Genomic DNA, 16,835 nt, shown 5'->3' on the forward strand with positions numbered 1-16,835 from the left:
GACCTTCCTCAGTCATTTGCGTTTCTGTCACAGGACCCCAATGGGATAGGACCCCAGGCGCTTCAGCTCGACCGCCTCTTCATCGATCTCTGACAGCACCTTGCTGACCTGCGCATCTTCCACATGGCCCTCAAAATCAATGTAGAACACGTAGGCCCAGGTACCACTGGGCGATGGGCGGGTCTCGATACGGGTCAGACTCAGGCCGTGCTTGTGGAACGGCTCAAGCAATTGATACAACGCGCCAGGCTTGTTGCGCATGGACACCAGAATGGACGACTTATCGTTACCACTGGCCGGCACTTCCTCACGGCCGATGATCAGGAAACGGGTGGTGTTGTCCGGACGGTCCTCGATACTGGTCGCCAGCATTTCCAGGCCGTAAAGTTCCGCTGCCATGTCTCCTGCGATCGCGGCCGTACCCGGCTCTTCCGCTGCGCGCCTCGCGGCTTCGGCATTACTACTGACCGTGACCCGCTCAATACCGTAACGATGGGTATCCAGCCACTGCCGGCACTGGGCGAACGACTGCTGATGGGAATAAATGCGGACAATGTCCTGCCCCTGGTGCTTTGGCGACACCATCAGGTGGTGATGTATCCGCAACTGCACTTCGCCGCAGATCTTCAGCGGCGAGGACATGAACATATCAAGGGTATGGTTGATCATGCCTTCCGTGGAATTTTCAACTGGGACCACACCATAGTGGGCCGCGCCGGATTCCACTTCACGGAACACTGCATCGATGGCGGGCAAAGGCACGCTGACCACGGAGTGCCCAAAATGCTTGAGCGCCGCCGCCTGGGTAAAGGTGCCAATCGGCCCGAGGAAAGCGATGTGCATCGGCTTTTCCAGTGCCAGGCACGCGGACATGATCTCCCGGAACAGTCGGGCCATCTCCTCGCCGGACAGCGGGCCGGGGTTGCTCTCCTTTATACGCCTCAAAACCTGGGCTTCACGTTCCGGACGGTAGAAGAACACATCCTCACCCGGGTTGGCTTCCATCTTCACGCGAGCCACTTCCTGGGCGCATTCCGCGCGCTTGCTGATCAGGTCCATGATTTCCTGATCCAGGCGATCAATATCGACCCTCAACTGCCCGAGACGGGCCTGCTCATCGCTCATGATCAGCCCCGCTCCTTCGCAAACACGGTCATGTAGTCAATCAACGCATCGACACCGGCTTCTGGCATGGCGTTGTAGACGCTGGCCCGCATGCCACCCACGGAGCGATGGCCCTTGAGGTTCAGCAACCCTCTCTCATTCGCACCTTTCAGGAAAGCACTGTTGAGCGCGTCATCTGCAAGGGTGAACGGTATATTCATCCAGGATCGGAAGCGCGGGGATATCGGGTTGGCGTAGAAGTCGTTCTCATCAATAAAACCATACAGTTTGCTGGCTTTACGACGATTGACCTCACCCATAGCCCTAACACCGCCCTGCTCTTTCAGCCATTTGAATACCAGGCCTGCGAGGTACCAGGAGTATGTCGCCGGCGTGTTGTACATGGAGTCATTATCCGCAATGACCTGATAGTTCATCATCGTCGGCGTTATCTTGAGCGCCTTGCCCAACAGATCCTTGCGAATGATCACGACCACCAGGCCGGATGGACCGATGTTCTTCTGGGCCCCGGCGTAGATCAGGCCAAATTTCGAGACGTCCAGCGGGCGTGACAGCATGGTGGACGACATATCCGCCACCAACGGTACGGAACCGCTCTCCGGCACGAAGTCGAACTCCAATCCGCCGATGGTTTCATTAGGCGTGTAATGCAGGTAAGCCGCATCGGTGCTCGTAGCCCAGCTATCCTGATCGGGAATGCTGGCAAAGCCACTCGATTCGCTGCTTGCCACGACATTAACCTGACCATAACGGCTGGCCTCGGCGATGGCTTTCTTCGACCAGATACCCGTGTTCACGTAGTCCGCAGACGTCTTGTCGCCCAACAGGTTCAGTGGAATGGTCGAGAACTGGCTGGACGCACCACCCTGCATGAAGAGTACGGCGTAATCATCTGAAACGCCGGCCAATTCCCGAAGGTCTTTCTCGGCAGTTTCGGCGATTTCCACGAACTCGTCACTGCGATGGCTCATCTCCATCACGGACATGCCGGTGCCGCGCCAATCCAGCATCTCTTCCCGTGCCTGTCGCAAAACAGGCTCCGGCAAGGTTGCCGGGCCTGCACAAAAATTATACGCCCTGCTCATCACTTCCTTCCTCACCGTCGACCTCTTCGGCATCGGTTTCGGCAATACGCTCAACACCCACGAGGCGTTCGTCTTCCTGGCTCAGTTTGATCAGGCGAACACCCTGGGTGTTCCGGCTCAGAACCGATACTTCGTCGGTGCGGGTACGCACAAGCGTGCCTTTGTCCGAGATCAGCATCATTTCGTCGCCTTCAAACAGCTGCAACGCCGTGACCAGGTTGCCGTTACGCTCGGAACACTGCATGGCGATAACGCCCTGGCTGCCCCGGCTGTAGGTCGGGAACTCGTCGAAGGTGGTGCGCTTACCGTAGCCGTTCTCACTGGCCGTCAGCAGAACCGCGTTTTCCTGCGGAATGATCAGTGACACAACATGATGTCCTTCCGGCATTCTAATGCCACGCACACCACGAGCCGTACGACTCATCGGACGTACCGCTTCCTCGTTGAAGCGAACGGCCTTGCCCGCCGAGGAGAACAGCATGACTTCCGCATCACCCTTGGTGATGGCCGTACCAATCAGGGTGTCACCCTCGTCAAGCGACAGAGCAATCAGACCATTGCTGCGCGGACGGGAGAAATTCGGCAACGGCGTTTTCTTGACCACACCCGCCGAAGTGGCCATCAGCACGTACTGGTCTTCCGGATAGTCACGAACCGGCAGGAAGGTGGTAATACGCTCCCCTTCTTCCAGCGGCAGGATGTTGACCATCGGACGACCGCGGGACGCGCGGCTGGCCCGGGGAATCTCGAACACCCGCAACCAGTACACCTTGCCCCGGTTGGAGAAGCACAGAATGGTGTCGTGGGAGTTCGCTACCAGCAGTTTCTCGACGAAATCTTCGTCTTTCATGGACGTAGCGGCCTTGCCGCGACCACCACGGCGCTGGGCCTGATAATCTTCGACGGCCTGAGTCTTGGCATAACCACCGTGAGAGATGGTGACCACCAGATCTTCCTCGTCGATCAGATCGGCGATGGTCAGGTCACGCTTGGAGCTGGTGATTTCGGTCAGACGGGTATCGCCAAACTCGGTCACCACCGCTTCCAGTTCTTCACGGATAACCTGCATCAGGCGGTCCGGATCACCCAGAATTTCCAGCAGGTCGGCAATCTTCTCGAGAATGTCCTTGTACTCATTCTGGAGCTTTTCGGTCTCAAGACCGGTCAGGCGGTGCAGGCGCAGGTCCAGGATCGCCTGAGCCTGTTCTGGCGACAGGTGATAAAGGCCGTTGCGCAGGCCAAAGATCTCCGGCAGATCATCGGGGCGGCATGCGTCTTCGCCCGCCCGCTCAAGCATCGCCAGAACGTCACCCGGTGCCCAGCCCTGAGCCATCAGCTTCTCTTTCGCCTCGGCCGCAGCCGGAGACGCCTTGATCAGCGCGATGATTTCATCGATGTTCGCCAGAGCAACCGTGAGGCCTTCCAGGATATGGCCACGTTCGCGGGCTTTACGCAGTTCGTAAATGGTACGGCGGGTAACCACTTCGCGGCGATGCCGGACAAATGCGTCCAGCATTTCCTTGAGGTTGAGGATTTTCGGCTCGCCGTTGATCAGGGCGACCATGTTGATGCCGAAAACCGTCTGCAACTGAGTGTGGGCAAAGAGGTTATTAATGACCACGTCCGGGTTTTCACCGCGACGCAGCTCAATCACTACCCGGATACCTTCCTTGTTGGACTCGTCCCGCAGCTCGGAGATGCCTTCCAGTCGCTTCTCTTTTACCAGCTCTGCAATTTTCTCGATCAGCCGCGCTTTGTTCAGCTGGTACGGCAGCTCGGTAATAATGATGGCGTCGCGGTTGGTTTTCTTGTCGTGCTCGATTTCATGGCGGGCACGGATGTAGATGCGCCCACGGCCGGTGCGGTAGGCCTCAACAATGCCGGCGCGACCATTAATGATGCCCTGGGTGGGAAAGTCCGGCCCCGGAATATGCTCCATCAGGTCGTCGATGGTCATATCCGGATTATCAATCAATGCCAGGCAGCCGTTCACAATTTCCGTCAGGTTATGGGGCGGAATATTGGTGGCCATACCCACGGCAATGCCTGAGGAACCGTTTACCAGCAGGTTGGGAATCCGAGTGGGCAGTACGTCCGGAATCTGTTCGGTGCCATCATAGTTGGCCACGAAATCCACAGTTTCCTTGTCCAGATCCGCCAGCAGGGAGTGGGCAACCTTCTCCATGCGGATCTCGGTGTAACGCATGGCAGCCGCGTTGTCGCCGTCGATGGAACCAAAGTTACCCTGACCATCCACCAGCGGGTAGCGCAGGGAAAACGGCTGGGCCATACGAACAATGGTGTCGTAAACGGCCGAGTCACCATGGGGGTGATACTTACCGATGACGTCACCCACCACACGGGCGGATTTCTTGTAGGCCTTGTTCCAGTCGTTGTTGAGTTCGGACATGGCAAACAGTACGCGGCGATGCACCGGCTTGAGGCCGTCGCGCACGTCTGGAAGTGCCCGCCCCACGATGACGCTCATGGCGTAATCGAGATAGGACTGTTTGAGCTCGTCTTCAATATTTACCGGCAGGATCTCTTTGGCTAACTCACCCATCGAGAAAGGTTCCTTTGCATTTGCTGGAAGTCGTTTCAGGGCCGTTCAGAGCGCCCCATAGTTATTCTTTAACAAGCGGCCAATACTACCACATTCAACCCCTTAGCGGGGGATATGGCGGTGGCCGTCAGTCAAAAACCACAGTCTTGTTTTCGTAGGTAATCACACGGTCTTCAATGTGTGCCCGCAAGCCCCGCGACAGCACGTTTTTCTCCACATCCTTGCCCAGCCGAACCATGTCTTCAATGGAGTCGCTGTGGCTGATGCGGACCACGTCCTGCTCGATGATGGGGCCTTCGTCCAGATCCTGGGTTACGTAGTGGCAGGTGGCGCCAATCAGCTTCACACCCCGGCTGTAGGCCTGGTGGTATGGGCGGGCACCCGCAAACGAAGGCAGGAAGCTGTGATGAATGTTGATCACCTTGCCCGGGTACTTCTCGCACAGACTACCGGGCAGGATCTGCATATACCGGGCCAAAACAACCACATCGGCTTCATAGCCTTCTATCAGGCCATCCACTTCACCGAAAGCCTCGTCGCGGTTGTTCTGGTTCACCGGAATATGGTGATAGGGTATCTCATGCCACTCCACCATGCGCCGGAGGTCTTCATGATTGGAAATAACCGCCACGATTTCGGCATTGATCTCGCGGCTGTGCCAGCGATGGAGCAGATCCGCCACGCAATGGGATTCCTTGCTGCACATCAGGATCACTTTCTTGGGCTGGGCCGAATCAGCAATGTGCCAGTTCATATTGAACTCGCGGGCAATCTGCTCAAAGGCCGTGCGGAACTGGTCCAGGCCGAAAGGGATCGAGCTGGCCTTGATCTCATGCCGCATGAAGAACCACCCGGTCTGGGTGTCGGAGTGGTGGCTCGCCTCTGTAATCCAGCCATTATAGGTCGACAGAAAGTTACTGACCTTGGCAACAATCCCCACCCGATCCGGGCAGGAAATCACAAGACGATAGGTATGCTCCATGGAAGCCTTTCCTTAATCTGATCCGGGATCACGGGCGCGCAATTTCACACCCTTAAAAATGACCGGCTATGATAGCTTATCTGAGCACCAGAAACGAGGCACAGAAACATGGATAGACACCCCCTACAGGTACGTACCCGAAAAGCCGTCGCGAGCCGCTCACTGGCCGCGAGAATGATGATCGCCCTGGCGCTGCTGCTACCTCTACAGCCGGTGACCGCAGAGGCCATTCTGGAAGGAGAGCGCCACCACCCGGTACAGGCCAGGAACGGCATGGTGGCCACCAGCCACACCCTGGCAACGGAAGTCGCATTGAACGTGCTGAAGAATGGCGGCAATGCGATGGATGCCGCCGTTACGGCGGGATTCGCCCTGGCGGTCACCCAGCCGCGCTCGGGCAACATCGGCGGCGGCGGGTTTATGCTCTACGCTCCGGGCAACGGTGAAGCGGTTGAGGCCATCGACTATCGGGAGAAAGCACCGGCCGCTGCCACCGAAACCATGTTCCAGGACGACAATGGCAACGTGGTCGAGAATCGCAGCCGTTTCACCCACAAGGCGTCCGGCGTGCCCGGCACCGTCGCCGGCCTGGCGATGGCGCTCGAACGCCACGGTACGCTGTCGCTGGAACAGGCCCTGGCCCCGGCGATCAAACTGGCGCGGGAAGGCTTTATTGTACCCGCACGCTTCACCGAGGGCCTGGAACAGGCGCGGGAACGACTGCAGCGCTGGCCGGCAACTCTCGCAACCTTCTATAAAGAGGACGCTTCTCCGTGGCAACCAGGCGAGCGATTTCGGCAACCGGAGCTTGCCGACACCCTTCAGCGTATTGCCGATCAAGGCGTCGATGGCTTCTATCAGGGCAAGACCGCGCAACTCATCGTCCAGGAAATGGAACGTCACGACGGCCTGATCACCCTTCAGGACCTGAAGAACTACCGCCCCAGAATCCGCCAGCCGGTTCATGGCACCTACCGCGGACATGATATCTATTCCATGTCACCGCCCTCCTCTGGTGGCACTCACATTGTGCAGATTCTGAACATTCTTGAAGGCTACCCGCTGGCCGAGTTCGGTCATAACTCCGCCGCCGGTATTCATCACATGGCCGAAGCCATGAAGCTCGCCTATGCCGACCGCGCGGAATACCTCGGAGATACTGACTTTGTGGAGGTGCCGCTAAAGGGCCTGACCAGCAAGGCCTATGCCGAAGCGTTGCGTAAAACCATTGATCCGGCCAAAGCCCGGCCTTCGACCGAGATCAGTGCCGGTAACCCCGGGGCCTATGAAAGCCCGGAAACCACCCACTTCTCCGTTGTCGACCGCTGGGGCAACGCAGTTTCCAATACTTACACCATTAATTTCAGCTACGGGTCCGGCATCACCGTTGACGGGGCGGGGTTCCTTTTGAACAACGAAATGGACGACTTCAGTGCCAAACCCGGCGAACCCAACGCCTATGGACTGATTGGTGGCGAAGCCAATAAGGTGGAACCCGGCAAGCGTATGCTGAGCTCCATGTCGCCGACCATTGTCAGGCGCGATGGTCGCAACTATCTGGTTACGGGAAGCCCCGGCGGGTCCCGAATTATCACGACAACCTTGCAGGTGCTGCTGAATGTGATTGATCATGGCATGAACATTCAGTCTGCGGTGAGTGCCCCAAGGATTCACCACCAATGGTTGCCAGACGAGATCCGCATTGAACAGGGCATCAGCCCGGATACCGTGAGGCTGCTGGAGGAAAAGGGGCACAAGGTGGTGACAAAAAGTGCCATGGGCGCCATCCAGAGCATACTGATCGATACTGAAGGAACCCTCTACGGCGGTGCAGACCCGCGCCGCAGCACATCCTCAGCCATGGGCTATTGAGGGGCACACAGCCCCGGGAGGCATTATGTTTTTATCCGTTCAACTGAGCTGCTACCCACTCACCGATGACTACAAGCCGCCCATTCGTGCCGTTATCGAGCGGCTTGAAAAAACAGGGCTGGAGATCTTTCCGGGCCGCATGAGCACCGAAATGTTCGGTGAGTACGACGAGGTAATGCGCGTGCTCTCAGACACCATGAAATGGTCGTTCGAGGAGTACGGTAAAGCGGTGTTTGTGGCCAAGATCATGGAAGGTGATCGCCGGCCACGCTAGGGCGCTTTTGAGCCAGGCCCAGACACTCGCTCTAGTCTGGCGTAACTTTCAAAACACGTCCGTCAGCATTATCCGTCAGCAGATAAACCGAACCCTCAGGGCCCGTTACGACGGCCCTGATGCGTTCGTCCAGCTCACCGAACAGCGTTTCCACTTCCGTTGCCTCGCCGTCCGCCAACCGGACACGATGCACCTGCCGGGTCACCAGCCCGCCAACCAGCAGATCACCCTGCCACTGAGGAAATAGATCGCCGGTGTAAACGGTCATGCCCGAAGGGGCGATGGATGGCGTCCAGTGCAGCAGCGGCGCCTCGACACCCTCACGCTCCTCGAACGGGGTTACCCGCGCACCGGTATAGTCCAGCCCATGGGTGGTGACCGGCCAACCGTAGTTGGCGCCCGGGCGAATGACGTTGATCTCATCACCACCCCGGGGCCCGTGTTCATGAGCAATCAGCCGGCCCTGTTCGCTGTCGTAGGCCAGCCCCTGCACATTGCGATGGCCATAGCTGTAGATTTCACCCTGGTAGGTGTCGTGCCCTGCAAAAGGGTTGTCGTCCGGCACGCTGCCATCCGGGTTAAGACGCACAATACTGCCAATGTGGTTTTGACGGCGCTGGGCCTGCTCGCGGTAGTCGAAACCGTCTCCGAGGGTTAACACCAGCATATCATCCGGCAGCCATACCATCCGCCCTCCATAATGAGCGCTGCCCTTCTTGGCCGGTTGTACCCGGAATAGTTCGCTCACATTCTCCAGGCCCTGCTCTCCCAGTTGCCCCCTGGCCAGGCAGGTGTGATTGGCATCCATGGTGCCACAGGCATAACTCAGGTAAATCCGTCGGCTCTCCTCGAAGTCCCTGGCGGGAAGCACATCAAACAGCCCTGCCTGGCCGGATGCGAAAACCTCCGGCACACCATCCAGCGGTTCCGGCATCAGGTCGCCGTTGGCCGTCAGCATTCGCAACCGACCCGGCCTTTCAGTAACCAGCATGCGCCCATCGGGCAGGAACGCCAGTGACCAGGGATGCTCCAGGCCGCTGGCCACAGTTTCAATCGTATAGTCTGTCGCCTCATCCGCTATGGCATCAGATTCAGGCAGAACCGCCCCAGCAACCATCAGAAGCATCGCAACAGGCACTGCCGAGGCATTGTCATTTTTACGGGGCAACCGGGAAACCAGAACGGCAAACAACAAACCAGAGAGAGCAGCCGTTACCAGCATGGCCAACAGTCCACCCATATCCCGCGTGGCAGCGATCAACGTAGGCATGGGCGCCAATGCATCCACAATCCGCAAGGTCGCCCACAATCCCACAGCTGCGGCAAGCGGGCACAGCCACAAACGGCCTGATTGACCAGCCAGCCGGGCCACAAGAGACGCAGCACCCTGAGAGAACAGGAAACTGAGCCCGAAGAGGATGGCGTACAAAGGGGCAAAGTTCAGAAGATCCTGAACTGTGGTTTGCAAACGGGTCGCCATACTGATTTCAACCCCCAGGCCTTCCAGCGCCTGGAGATTGAACTGGGTTTGCACAAGGCTGCCCAGCACGGAGCCCACGATCAACGCGACGATGAACGCCAGCACCACTCTCCTCCAGCCAACCGATGCCGCCATTACTTCTCTCCGGAAGGCTCCAGCTTGTCCTGAGTGCGCAGTTCGAAGTCACTGGCGTCGTGCCGTTCATGCAACTGCCTGCTCTCCTCGCCCCAGGTGCGGTTTACCATCAATCCACGCTTGACCGCCGGGCGTTCTGCGATCTCATCGGCCCAACGCACCACGTTCTTGTAGGTATGCGCTTCCAGAAATTCCGCCGCTTCATACACCTTGTTTTTCACCAGTGCGCCGTACCAGGGCCAGATCGCCATATCCGCGATGGTGTATTCGTCGCCCGCAATGTAGCGATTGTCGGCCAGTTGCCGATCCAGCACATCCAACTGGCGCTTCACTTCCATGGTGTAGCGGTTGATCGGGTATTCGTATTTTTCCGGTGCGTAGGCGTAGAAATGGCCAAACCCACCGCCCAGGAACGGCGCACTGCCCATTTGCCAGAACAACCAGTTCATGGTTTCCGTGCGCGCCACAATGTCCGTCGGCAGGAACTCGCCAAACTTCTCAGCGAGGTAAAGCAGGATGGAGCCGGATTCAAACACGCGGACGGCCGGCTTGTGGGTGTGGTCCATCATTGCCGGGATCTTGGAGTTCGGGTTTGCGTTCACGAAACCACTGCCAAACTGCTCACCCTCGGTGATGCGGATTAGCCAGGCATCGTATTCCGCTTCCTTGATGCCCTTGGCCAACAGTTCCTCAAACATGATCGTGGCCTTCACGCCATTCGGGGTCGCCAGTGAATAGACCTGAAACGGGTGCTCCCCTACCGGTAACTCTTTCTCATGAGTGGGGCCGGCAATCGGGCGATTGATCTGCGAGAAGGCTCCGCCGCTCTCGGCATCCCATTTCCAGACTCTCGGGGGCGTGTAGGTATCATCGGTCATTCATTCTTCCTCAATTTAGTGGATCTATTGGCAACAAGGCCTCACGCGGCCAGTTCCTGGCGCATCATGTTCAGCAGTCCGCCTTCTATTACCATACGGACCTGACGCTCGCTGAGTTCATGCGTCAGTTCATAACGTTCGCCGTTACGGGTGTTTTTCGCAACAATGCTGTCCCCGGCTTTTAATGCTTCAACCAGCCCCTCAATCGATAATTCATCGCCCTGCTCGATACTATCGAAGTTCTCCGGAGTGACAAAGCTCAAAGGCAACACACCAAAGCTCGACAGGTTCTGCCAGTGTATGCGCGAGTAACTCTTGGCAATCACTGCTCGCACACCCAGATAACGGGGCGCCAGCGCCGCATGTTCACGGCTTGACCCCTGGCCGTAGTTGTCACCGCCAACGATCAGAGAGCCCGTGTCCTGATGCTGTTTTGCCCGTTCCGGATAGGTTGGGTCCAGCCGGGTATAAGTGAACTCGCTGATGGCAGGAATGTTACTGCGAAACGGCAGTATCCGGGAGCCGGCAGGCAGGATATCGTCGGTGGAAACATCGTCACCAACCTTGAGCAGAACCGGCGCCTTCAACGAGTCAGGCAGCGCCTCAAACGTCGGCAGGGTGCTGATGTTCGGCCCCTTCTCCACCACGGTCAGTTCCGGGTGTTTCGCCGGCGGGCGGATATTGCGATCATCGACATAAAAGGTGCTGCGCTCGTCGAACACAGGATAGTTCATATCGAGATCACGTGGGTCAGTAATCACGCCGGTCAAGGCAGAGGCCGTGGCTGTTTCGGGGCTACACAGACAGACCTTGTCTTCAGAGGTACCCGAACGGCCGGCAAAATTCCGCGGAACAGTGCGCAGGCTGATCTGATCCGTTGCCGGTGCCTGCCCCATGCCAATGCAACCATTGCAGCCGGTCTGGTGCAGGCGCGCCCCAGCGCTGAGCAGATCGGTAAGATGACCCAGTTCAACCAGGTTTTCCAGAACCTGACGCGATGTGGGGTTGATATCGAAAGATACTCCCTCGCGAACCTGGCGGCCTTTGACCATCATCGCAGGAACTGCAAAATCCCTCAGGCCAGGATTCGCAGAGGACCCAATATAGGCCTGGTAGATTGGCTCGCCAGCCACTTCCCTCACCGGAAACACCTTCCCTGGACTGCTAGGGAGTGCAATCAACGGCTCCAGTTTTCCCAGATCAATCTCGTCATGCAGGTCGTAGGTGGCGCCGCGGTCGGCTTCCAGCCTCTGGAAATCGTCTGCCCGCTGTTGCTGCCTGAGAAAATCCCGCACCGCATCGTCCGCCGGGAACACCGTAGCGGTGTGTCCCATCTCCTGCCCCATATTCGCGATCACATGGCGGTCCATCGCGGACAGGCCTTTCAGGCCCGGCCCGTAGTACTCAATGATTTTCCCGGCGCCGCCCTTCACGCCGTGGCGGCGAAGCATTTCCAGGATGACATCCTTGGCGCTCACCCAATCCGGCAGTTTCCCGGTCAGCTTCACACCCATGACCTTGGGCATGTTGAGGTAGAACGGCTCTCCACACATGGCCATGGCCACAGCCAGACCGCCAGCCCCCATTGCCAGCATTCCCAGGGAACCGGCAGCACAGGTATGGCTGTCGGAGCCAAGAAGGGTCTTGCCAGGTTTCCCAAAGCGTTCCATGTGCACCGGATGGCTGACGCCGGACCCGGCCGGGCTGAACCACAGGCCGAACCGCTCGCAGGCACTGCGCAGAAACAGGTGATCGTCAGGGTTGCGGTTGTCGGTCTGCAGCAGGTTGTGGTCAACGTACTGCGCGGACAATTCAGTTTTGACCTGGCCGAGCCCCATGGCCTCCAGCTCGAGCATAACCAGGGTACCGGTTGCATCCTGGGTCAGCGTTTGATCGATCTTCAGCCCGATTTCCTCGCCGGCCTTCATCGTTCCCGACACCAGGTGTGACTCGATCAGCTTCGTGGCAACATTGCGCGGTTGATTCTTCGTCTGTTTCGTCATCGGATGACCTCCATGCGAGCCAGATTTCAGACATTCATGCCCTTCACTATAGATCCCGTTGGCCAACCCTGTCGTCAGGACTGGGGAAAACACAGCTCCTTACTTCGGGATGTCAGGCTACTCCACTTCGGTTTGCTGGTGTTGCGTACTTTTTTCAGATAGGTGTTCACGTCGCTGAAGTGCTTTTCCGTGGCACCCATCCCGGTTGCCTCGTCCCGGTGAACACCGGACATAAACATCAGTGCCTTATATTCATCGCCTCCTTCATCAAGTGTGCCGCTGAGCATCTTCAGATGTGAGGCGCAAAAGATGTGCAGGTTGCGCTTATCGTAATCGACCTCTTGGGACCAGCTATTTAGGCTGAATACAGTCAGAACGACGAAAACGCATAGGGTTGGCTTCATGAGGCTTTTCTCCTGGGACCAACAATGGATGTAAGTGCGCTGCCACTGTAGCAGACAGATTAAGGCCCGTATGGGGAGATCAACTCCCCAGTGCTTGGGAACGTTAGCTACGCCTACAGCGGTTTGCGCTAATATAGTGATTACCTGTCGCGTTTACTGGACCAGGCCAAGCCTGAATTGGAATCAGGGCAATAATAACAAGGGGGACTGCCATGAAACGAATTGCTCTCGCATCTGCCATCGGCATCGTTGCCGTCACGGCCAGTATTTCTTTTTGGCTGAGCCAGACTGACTCCTCTGTTGACACCGAAAAATCGATCAGCAACCCGCAAGCTACCCAGGCACTGACTCAAGAGCCACAATCGACCAGCCAAAATCAGAGCAGCGGGCTTACAGCCGAACAACAGGCTTTACTGGACAACCCGCAAACGCTGGAGCTGGCCAACCGGCTCGACTTTGAGGAAGAACTGCACACCTTCTTTGCGAACGCCAAGAGCCTGTCTTCGGAAGAGCGCGCAGCGGAGGCTGCAATGCTGGAACAGCGCCTGGCTGAGTACGAACGCCTGGGACAGGTCAGCGCAGCAGAGAGCCTGATGGTTCGCATTGCCATGACAAAACTCACCATCGAAGACGAAGCCGCGCAGAAACGGGCGTTGCAAGGCCTGATTGACCGGCATAATGCCGCTGCGCAGGCACGCAAAGAAGAATGGCTGGCCAAACCCAGGCCGGAGTTTGAAGCCTATAAGCAGCAGGAGAAACAAATCGTGCAAGAGGTGATGGCAATGGACAAAGTGCCTGCAGGAATGACCCGCAACGAGTACTTACGCCAGCGATTGCTGGAAGCCCGTGTGGCCGCCAACAAAAATGGCGATGCGCCTCAGTAACGCATCGCCATCCCTATCGGCGGGTTCCCCGGTTCCGGAGAACCTGATACCCAATGTTCTACAGAAGCTGATCAAGTGCCCAGTAGAGCGGATTGAACGGCTTGTTGTAGTCAGCCTGCTGATCGGTTTCAGAGGCCTGCATGACTGCACCGCTTCCGTTCAACACATTGGCCACAAAGTCATCCAGCTCCAGCCCGGCTTCCTGAATGTCTGAGTTGGCAAACTCAATAATTGTGGTGCAGTGGCTCTCGTTCACATCGCGGAACCATGGCAGGTAATACCCAAAATTATTCAGGTTGGACAGGGTACCCTTCAGGCGCTCTGTATCCGTATACCAGCGTTCGTGGATCAACGCCTCTTTGGTAGCCTGATCCGGCGCATTCTCGATTTCCGGATAGAAACGCTCGTAAGAATAGGAGGAGTAATTCAGATCCTGCCAGAAATGCGTATGCCCCATCCGATCATTCGGTAGCTCCGCAGAAAGGGCCGTATACAGTGAGCCGAGATCGTTCAGGTTCATCAGTGGAAGCCCGTCACTGAGGTATTCCAGCGGACCATTGGGCTGATCCAACCCCCAGGCATCACGGATAAACGACTGCAACAACACCGAAGGATAAGCTTCTGGATCCGCTCCGGAAGGCGCACTGAAGGCAGGTCCAGAGTCGTTGATCATGTACCCCCGGTTGGGCTCCATATCTCGGCGAGTCGGGTGATAATTGGTCAAACTGCCCAGGCCGCCGGCACTGCATCCGGTCGTCAGCAATTGCTTCGGCCGCTGCAGATTATCCTTCACCCACGAAATCGCAGCGCGGGTGTTGCGAAGGCCATTGTGATGCCAGATCAAAGGCTCCGCTTCCCCTTCCGGATCTTCGTACACGGCCACCTTGTCACCGGAGTAGACGTCTCCCGTGCAGTACGGGATATAAACCATGTTCCAGTTCTGGGTCTTGACCGATGTCAGTGGATTCAGGCGCACCACAAACGGACTGACCAAGCTGGCACTGGGGTTTGTCAGGTTCATGTAGTCATCGGGAATACCGTCCGGGTTGCGGGCTCCCCGAATGCCCGTCTGGCCAGAGCAGCTCTCGTAATCCCAGCAAGCGCCGCCCCCTTCCAGGTAGATAATCGTATTACTGGTGTTCGGCACGCGGTTCACAAAGAACTTGTACTCAGAGCCGTTACCACAGACAGCGCCGGTTTCGGGTGCCAGGGGAATGGTTTGCCAGGCGTAATAGTTGCCTGGCGAAAAACCATCGTTGAACCCCGGCGGGTTGGCAAGTAAGGGGTAGTCACCCTGACGCTGAGCTGCAGTAACCGGGTTATCCGCTGCCGGTGGATTAACCAGATTCCCGAGTGTTCGCCAGAAACCATAGTCACCCAGCTCAGCCATCGCCGGGCCTGTTACGCCCAGTAGAATAAGAACAACTAGCAGTTGGTTCTTGATGCTCGTTTTCACAGGCATCCCTCCTTGATTGTTGTTATTGGGGCGTAGTCAATCATTGAGCTCACCCCTGAATCGAAACTAGACGTGACACTCTGTCATTTCAATGAATACCCCTAGAACAATTGGTCCTAAAAAATGATAGGTAATAGCGTTATTGAAAAATGTAAAGGAAATGACTGAATTGGAGAGAACTACCTCATCTACTGCCTACTTAATATTGGAACATGGCCAGCCGTGTCTCCAGCGCATCGGGCCGCTCTGCGGTTCTATGGCTGATTGGCGGTTCCATCGCCATGGGCTTTGGCATCTGGTCCATGCACTTTATCGGCATGCTCGCCTTTAGCCTTCCCATCGAGCTAGGCTACGACGTCCCCCTCACCCTGCTGTCATTAGTTATCGCCATAGCGTGTTCTGCGTTCGCCCTTTATCTGGTGTGTCAGGACACGCTGCCCTGGGGGCGGCTGCTATCGGGTGGTTTACTGATGGGCCTGGGTGTAGCCAGCATGCACTACATCGGTATGGAAGCATTGCTCATGCATCCGTACATTTTCTATGTACCCTGGCTGGTGGGGCTATCCATTGTTATCGCCATTGTCGCGGCCACTGCCGCCCTTTGGCTGGCGTTTCGACTGCGAGAGGAAAGCAAGCGCGCCACCTTCGGCCGCATTGGCGCGTCCCTGGTTATGGGGTGCGCCATTATCGGCATGCACTATACCGGAATGGCGGCCTCCAAATTCCCGATCGACAGCTTTTGCGGCGCGGCCAACAGCGGGATCGATACAAAGTGGCTGGCTGTGCTGGTCATCATTGTCAGCCTTGCGGTGTTCGCCATTGCTCTAATTGTGTCAATGCTTGATGTACGCACCAGCCAACTGTCCAACTCACTCGATGACGCCAATAACGAACTCATAAAGCTCGCCCTGCAGGACAACCTGACCCGCATACCAAATCGTGTTCTATTGGGAGATCGGCTGGAGCAAGCGATACACCGAGCCGAGAGAAACAACGGTGAGTTTGCCGTACTGTTTTTGGACCTGGACGGCTTTAAGGCGATCAACGACATGCACGGGCACCATGTCGGAGATCAGTTGCTCAAAGAGGTGGCGCATCGCCTGCTTTCAAACAAACGTGAGGGAGACACAGCCGCGAGGCTTGGAGGGGATGAATTTGTACTATTATTAGAACCCTGCTCACCGGAAACTTCCGCCGTATTTGCGCAACGGTTAATTGATGCCATTGAGCAGCCCTACGAGACTTCGAATATCCCCCTTCACATTTCCACCAGTGTCGGCATCGCGATTTACCCCCAGGACGGTAAAACCGAACATGAGCTGATGGTGAATGCTGACGCCGCCATGTATCACGCCAAGAAACAGGGCCGCAACGGCTACTGCTTTTTCGAACACGGCATGAACGCCAATGTGCACCTGCAGATGCAAATGCAGCAAAATCTGCGGCAGGCCGTCAGCCGCAACGAGCTGGTACTGCATTATCAGCCCAAGTTTGTTGCACCAGACGGCCCCATGACTGGCCTCGAAGCCCTACTGCGATGGCAAAGCCCCGATCACGGATTCCTGTCACCCGATCGTTTTCTCCCGCTGGCAGAGAGCTCCGGGCTGATCGTGCCCATTGGCAACTGGGTCATCGAGGAAGCCTGCCGGCAAATGAAGGTCTGGTACGATCGGGTTCTACCCCGCTACTGCGGA

The 16,835-nt window shown here is 57.1% G+C and carries 12 protein-coding genes and 1 pseudogene; 4 read left to right on the top strand and 9 right to left on the bottom strand.

Going from position 1 to position 16,835, the window contains the following annotated elements:
• Window positions 1-27: 27 nt before the first annotated feature.
• The 4 genes from pheA to purU form a co-directional block, all read right to left on the bottom strand.
• A complete protein-coding gene (gene pheA, locus B2590_RS08440; RefSeq protein ID WP_075196914.1) occupies window positions 28-1,125 on the bottom strand; it encodes a prephenate dehydratase in 1,098 nt (365 codons plus the stop codon).
• A 2-nt stretch (window positions 1,126-1,127) separates the two neighbouring features.
• The gene (serC, locus tag B2590_RS08445) at window positions 1,128-2,210 is read right to left on the bottom strand and encodes a 3-phosphoserine/phosphohydroxythreonine transaminase (RefSeq protein WP_213479907.1); all 1,083 of its coding nucleotides are present in this window, start codon (window positions 2,208-2,210) and stop codon (window positions 1,128-1,130) included.
• Window positions 2,194-4,773 (bottom strand): DNA gyrase subunit A, encoded by a 2,580-nt coding sequence (gyrA, locus tag B2590_RS08450; protein WP_213479908.1) that lies wholly within the window; start codon window positions 4,771-4,773, stop codon window positions 2,194-2,196. Before gyrA ends, serC begins: the two co-directional genes overlap by 17 nt.
• Before the next feature lie 127 nt (window positions 4,774-4,900).
• On the bottom strand, window positions 4,901-5,755 hold the full coding sequence (gene purU / locus B2590_RS08455; protein ID WP_286810743.1) for a formyltetrahydrofolate deformylase: 855 nt from the start codon (window positions 5,753-5,755) through the stop codon (window positions 4,901-4,903).
• Between the two features lie 174 nt (window positions 5,756-5,929).
• Here purU and ggt point away from each other — a divergent pair, with 174 nt between their 5' ends.
• Window positions 5,930-7,627 (top strand): gamma-glutamyltransferase, encoded by a 1,698-nt coding sequence (gene ggt, locus B2590_RS08460; protein ID WP_213479915.1) that lies wholly within the window; start codon window positions 5,930-5,932, stop codon window positions 7,625-7,627.
• A gap of 25 nt (window positions 7,628-7,652) precedes the next feature.
• Complete coding sequence (locus tag B2590_RS08465; protein ID WP_036206861.1) at window positions 7,653-7,901, top strand: thiamine-binding protein; 249 nt, start codon at window positions 7,653-7,655, stop codon at window positions 7,899-7,901.
• Between the two features lie 31 nt (window positions 7,902-7,932).
• On the opposite strand, the gene B2590_RS08470 is transcribed toward B2590_RS08465, so the two are convergent.
• The 4 genes from B2590_RS08470 to B2590_RS08485 all read right to left on the bottom strand — a co-directional run bounded on the left by B2590_RS08470 (window position 7,933) and on the right by B2590_RS08485 (window position 12,801).
• Window positions 7,933-9,516 carry a PQQ-dependent sugar dehydrogenase gene (locus B2590_RS08470; RefSeq protein WP_213479910.1) on the bottom strand — a complete coding sequence of 528 codons (1,584 nt, stop codon included), beginning with the start codon at window positions 9,514-9,516 and terminating at the stop codon, window positions 7,933-7,935.
• A complete protein-coding gene (gene yghU / locus B2590_RS08475; RefSeq protein WP_286810189.1) occupies window positions 9,516-10,394 on the bottom strand; it encodes a glutathione-dependent disulfide-bond oxidoreductase in 879 nt (292 codons plus the stop codon). The genes B2590_RS08470 and yghU overlap by 1 nt, the downstream gene beginning before the upstream one ends.
• 41 nt (window positions 10,395-10,435) lie before the next feature.
• A complete protein-coding gene (locus tag B2590_RS08480; protein WP_286810188.1) occupies window positions 10,436-12,397 on the bottom strand; it encodes an aconitate hydratase in 1,962 nt (653 codons plus the stop codon).
• Between the two features lie 74 nt (window positions 12,398-12,471).
• A complete protein-coding gene (locus B2590_RS08485; RefSeq protein WP_286810186.1) occupies window positions 12,472-12,801 on the bottom strand; it encodes a hypothetical protein in 330 nt (109 codons plus the stop codon).
• 212 nt (window positions 12,802-13,013) lie between these two features.
• On the opposite strand from B2590_RS08485, the gene B2590_RS08490 reads away from it, so the two are divergent.
• Complete coding sequence (locus B2590_RS08490; protein WP_286810184.1) at window positions 13,014-13,685, top strand: hypothetical protein; 672 nt, start codon at window positions 13,014-13,016, stop codon at window positions 13,683-13,685.
• Between the two features lie 58 nt (window positions 13,686-13,743).
• Here B2590_RS08490 and B2590_RS08495 read toward each other — a convergent pair whose 3' ends face one another.
• Window positions 13,744-15,147 carry a pectin acetylesterase-family hydrolase gene (locus B2590_RS08495; protein ID WP_085681033.1) on the bottom strand — a complete coding sequence of 468 codons (1,404 nt, stop codon included), beginning with the start codon at window positions 15,145-15,147 and terminating at the stop codon, window positions 13,744-13,746.
• A 203-nt stretch (window positions 15,148-15,350) separates the two neighbouring features.
• On the opposite strand from B2590_RS08495, the pseudogene B2590_RS08500 reads away from it, so the two are divergent.
• Window positions 15,351-16,835, top strand: a pseudogene (locus tag B2590_RS08500) (diguanylate cyclase domain-containing protein); the annotation flags it as partial.

Origin of the sequence: Marinobacter sp. UBA3604 (assembly GCF_002375325.1) — a bacterium.
Classification (GTDB): Bacteria; Pseudomonadota; Gammaproteobacteria; order Pseudomonadales; family Oleiphilaceae; genus Marinobacter; species Marinobacter salarius.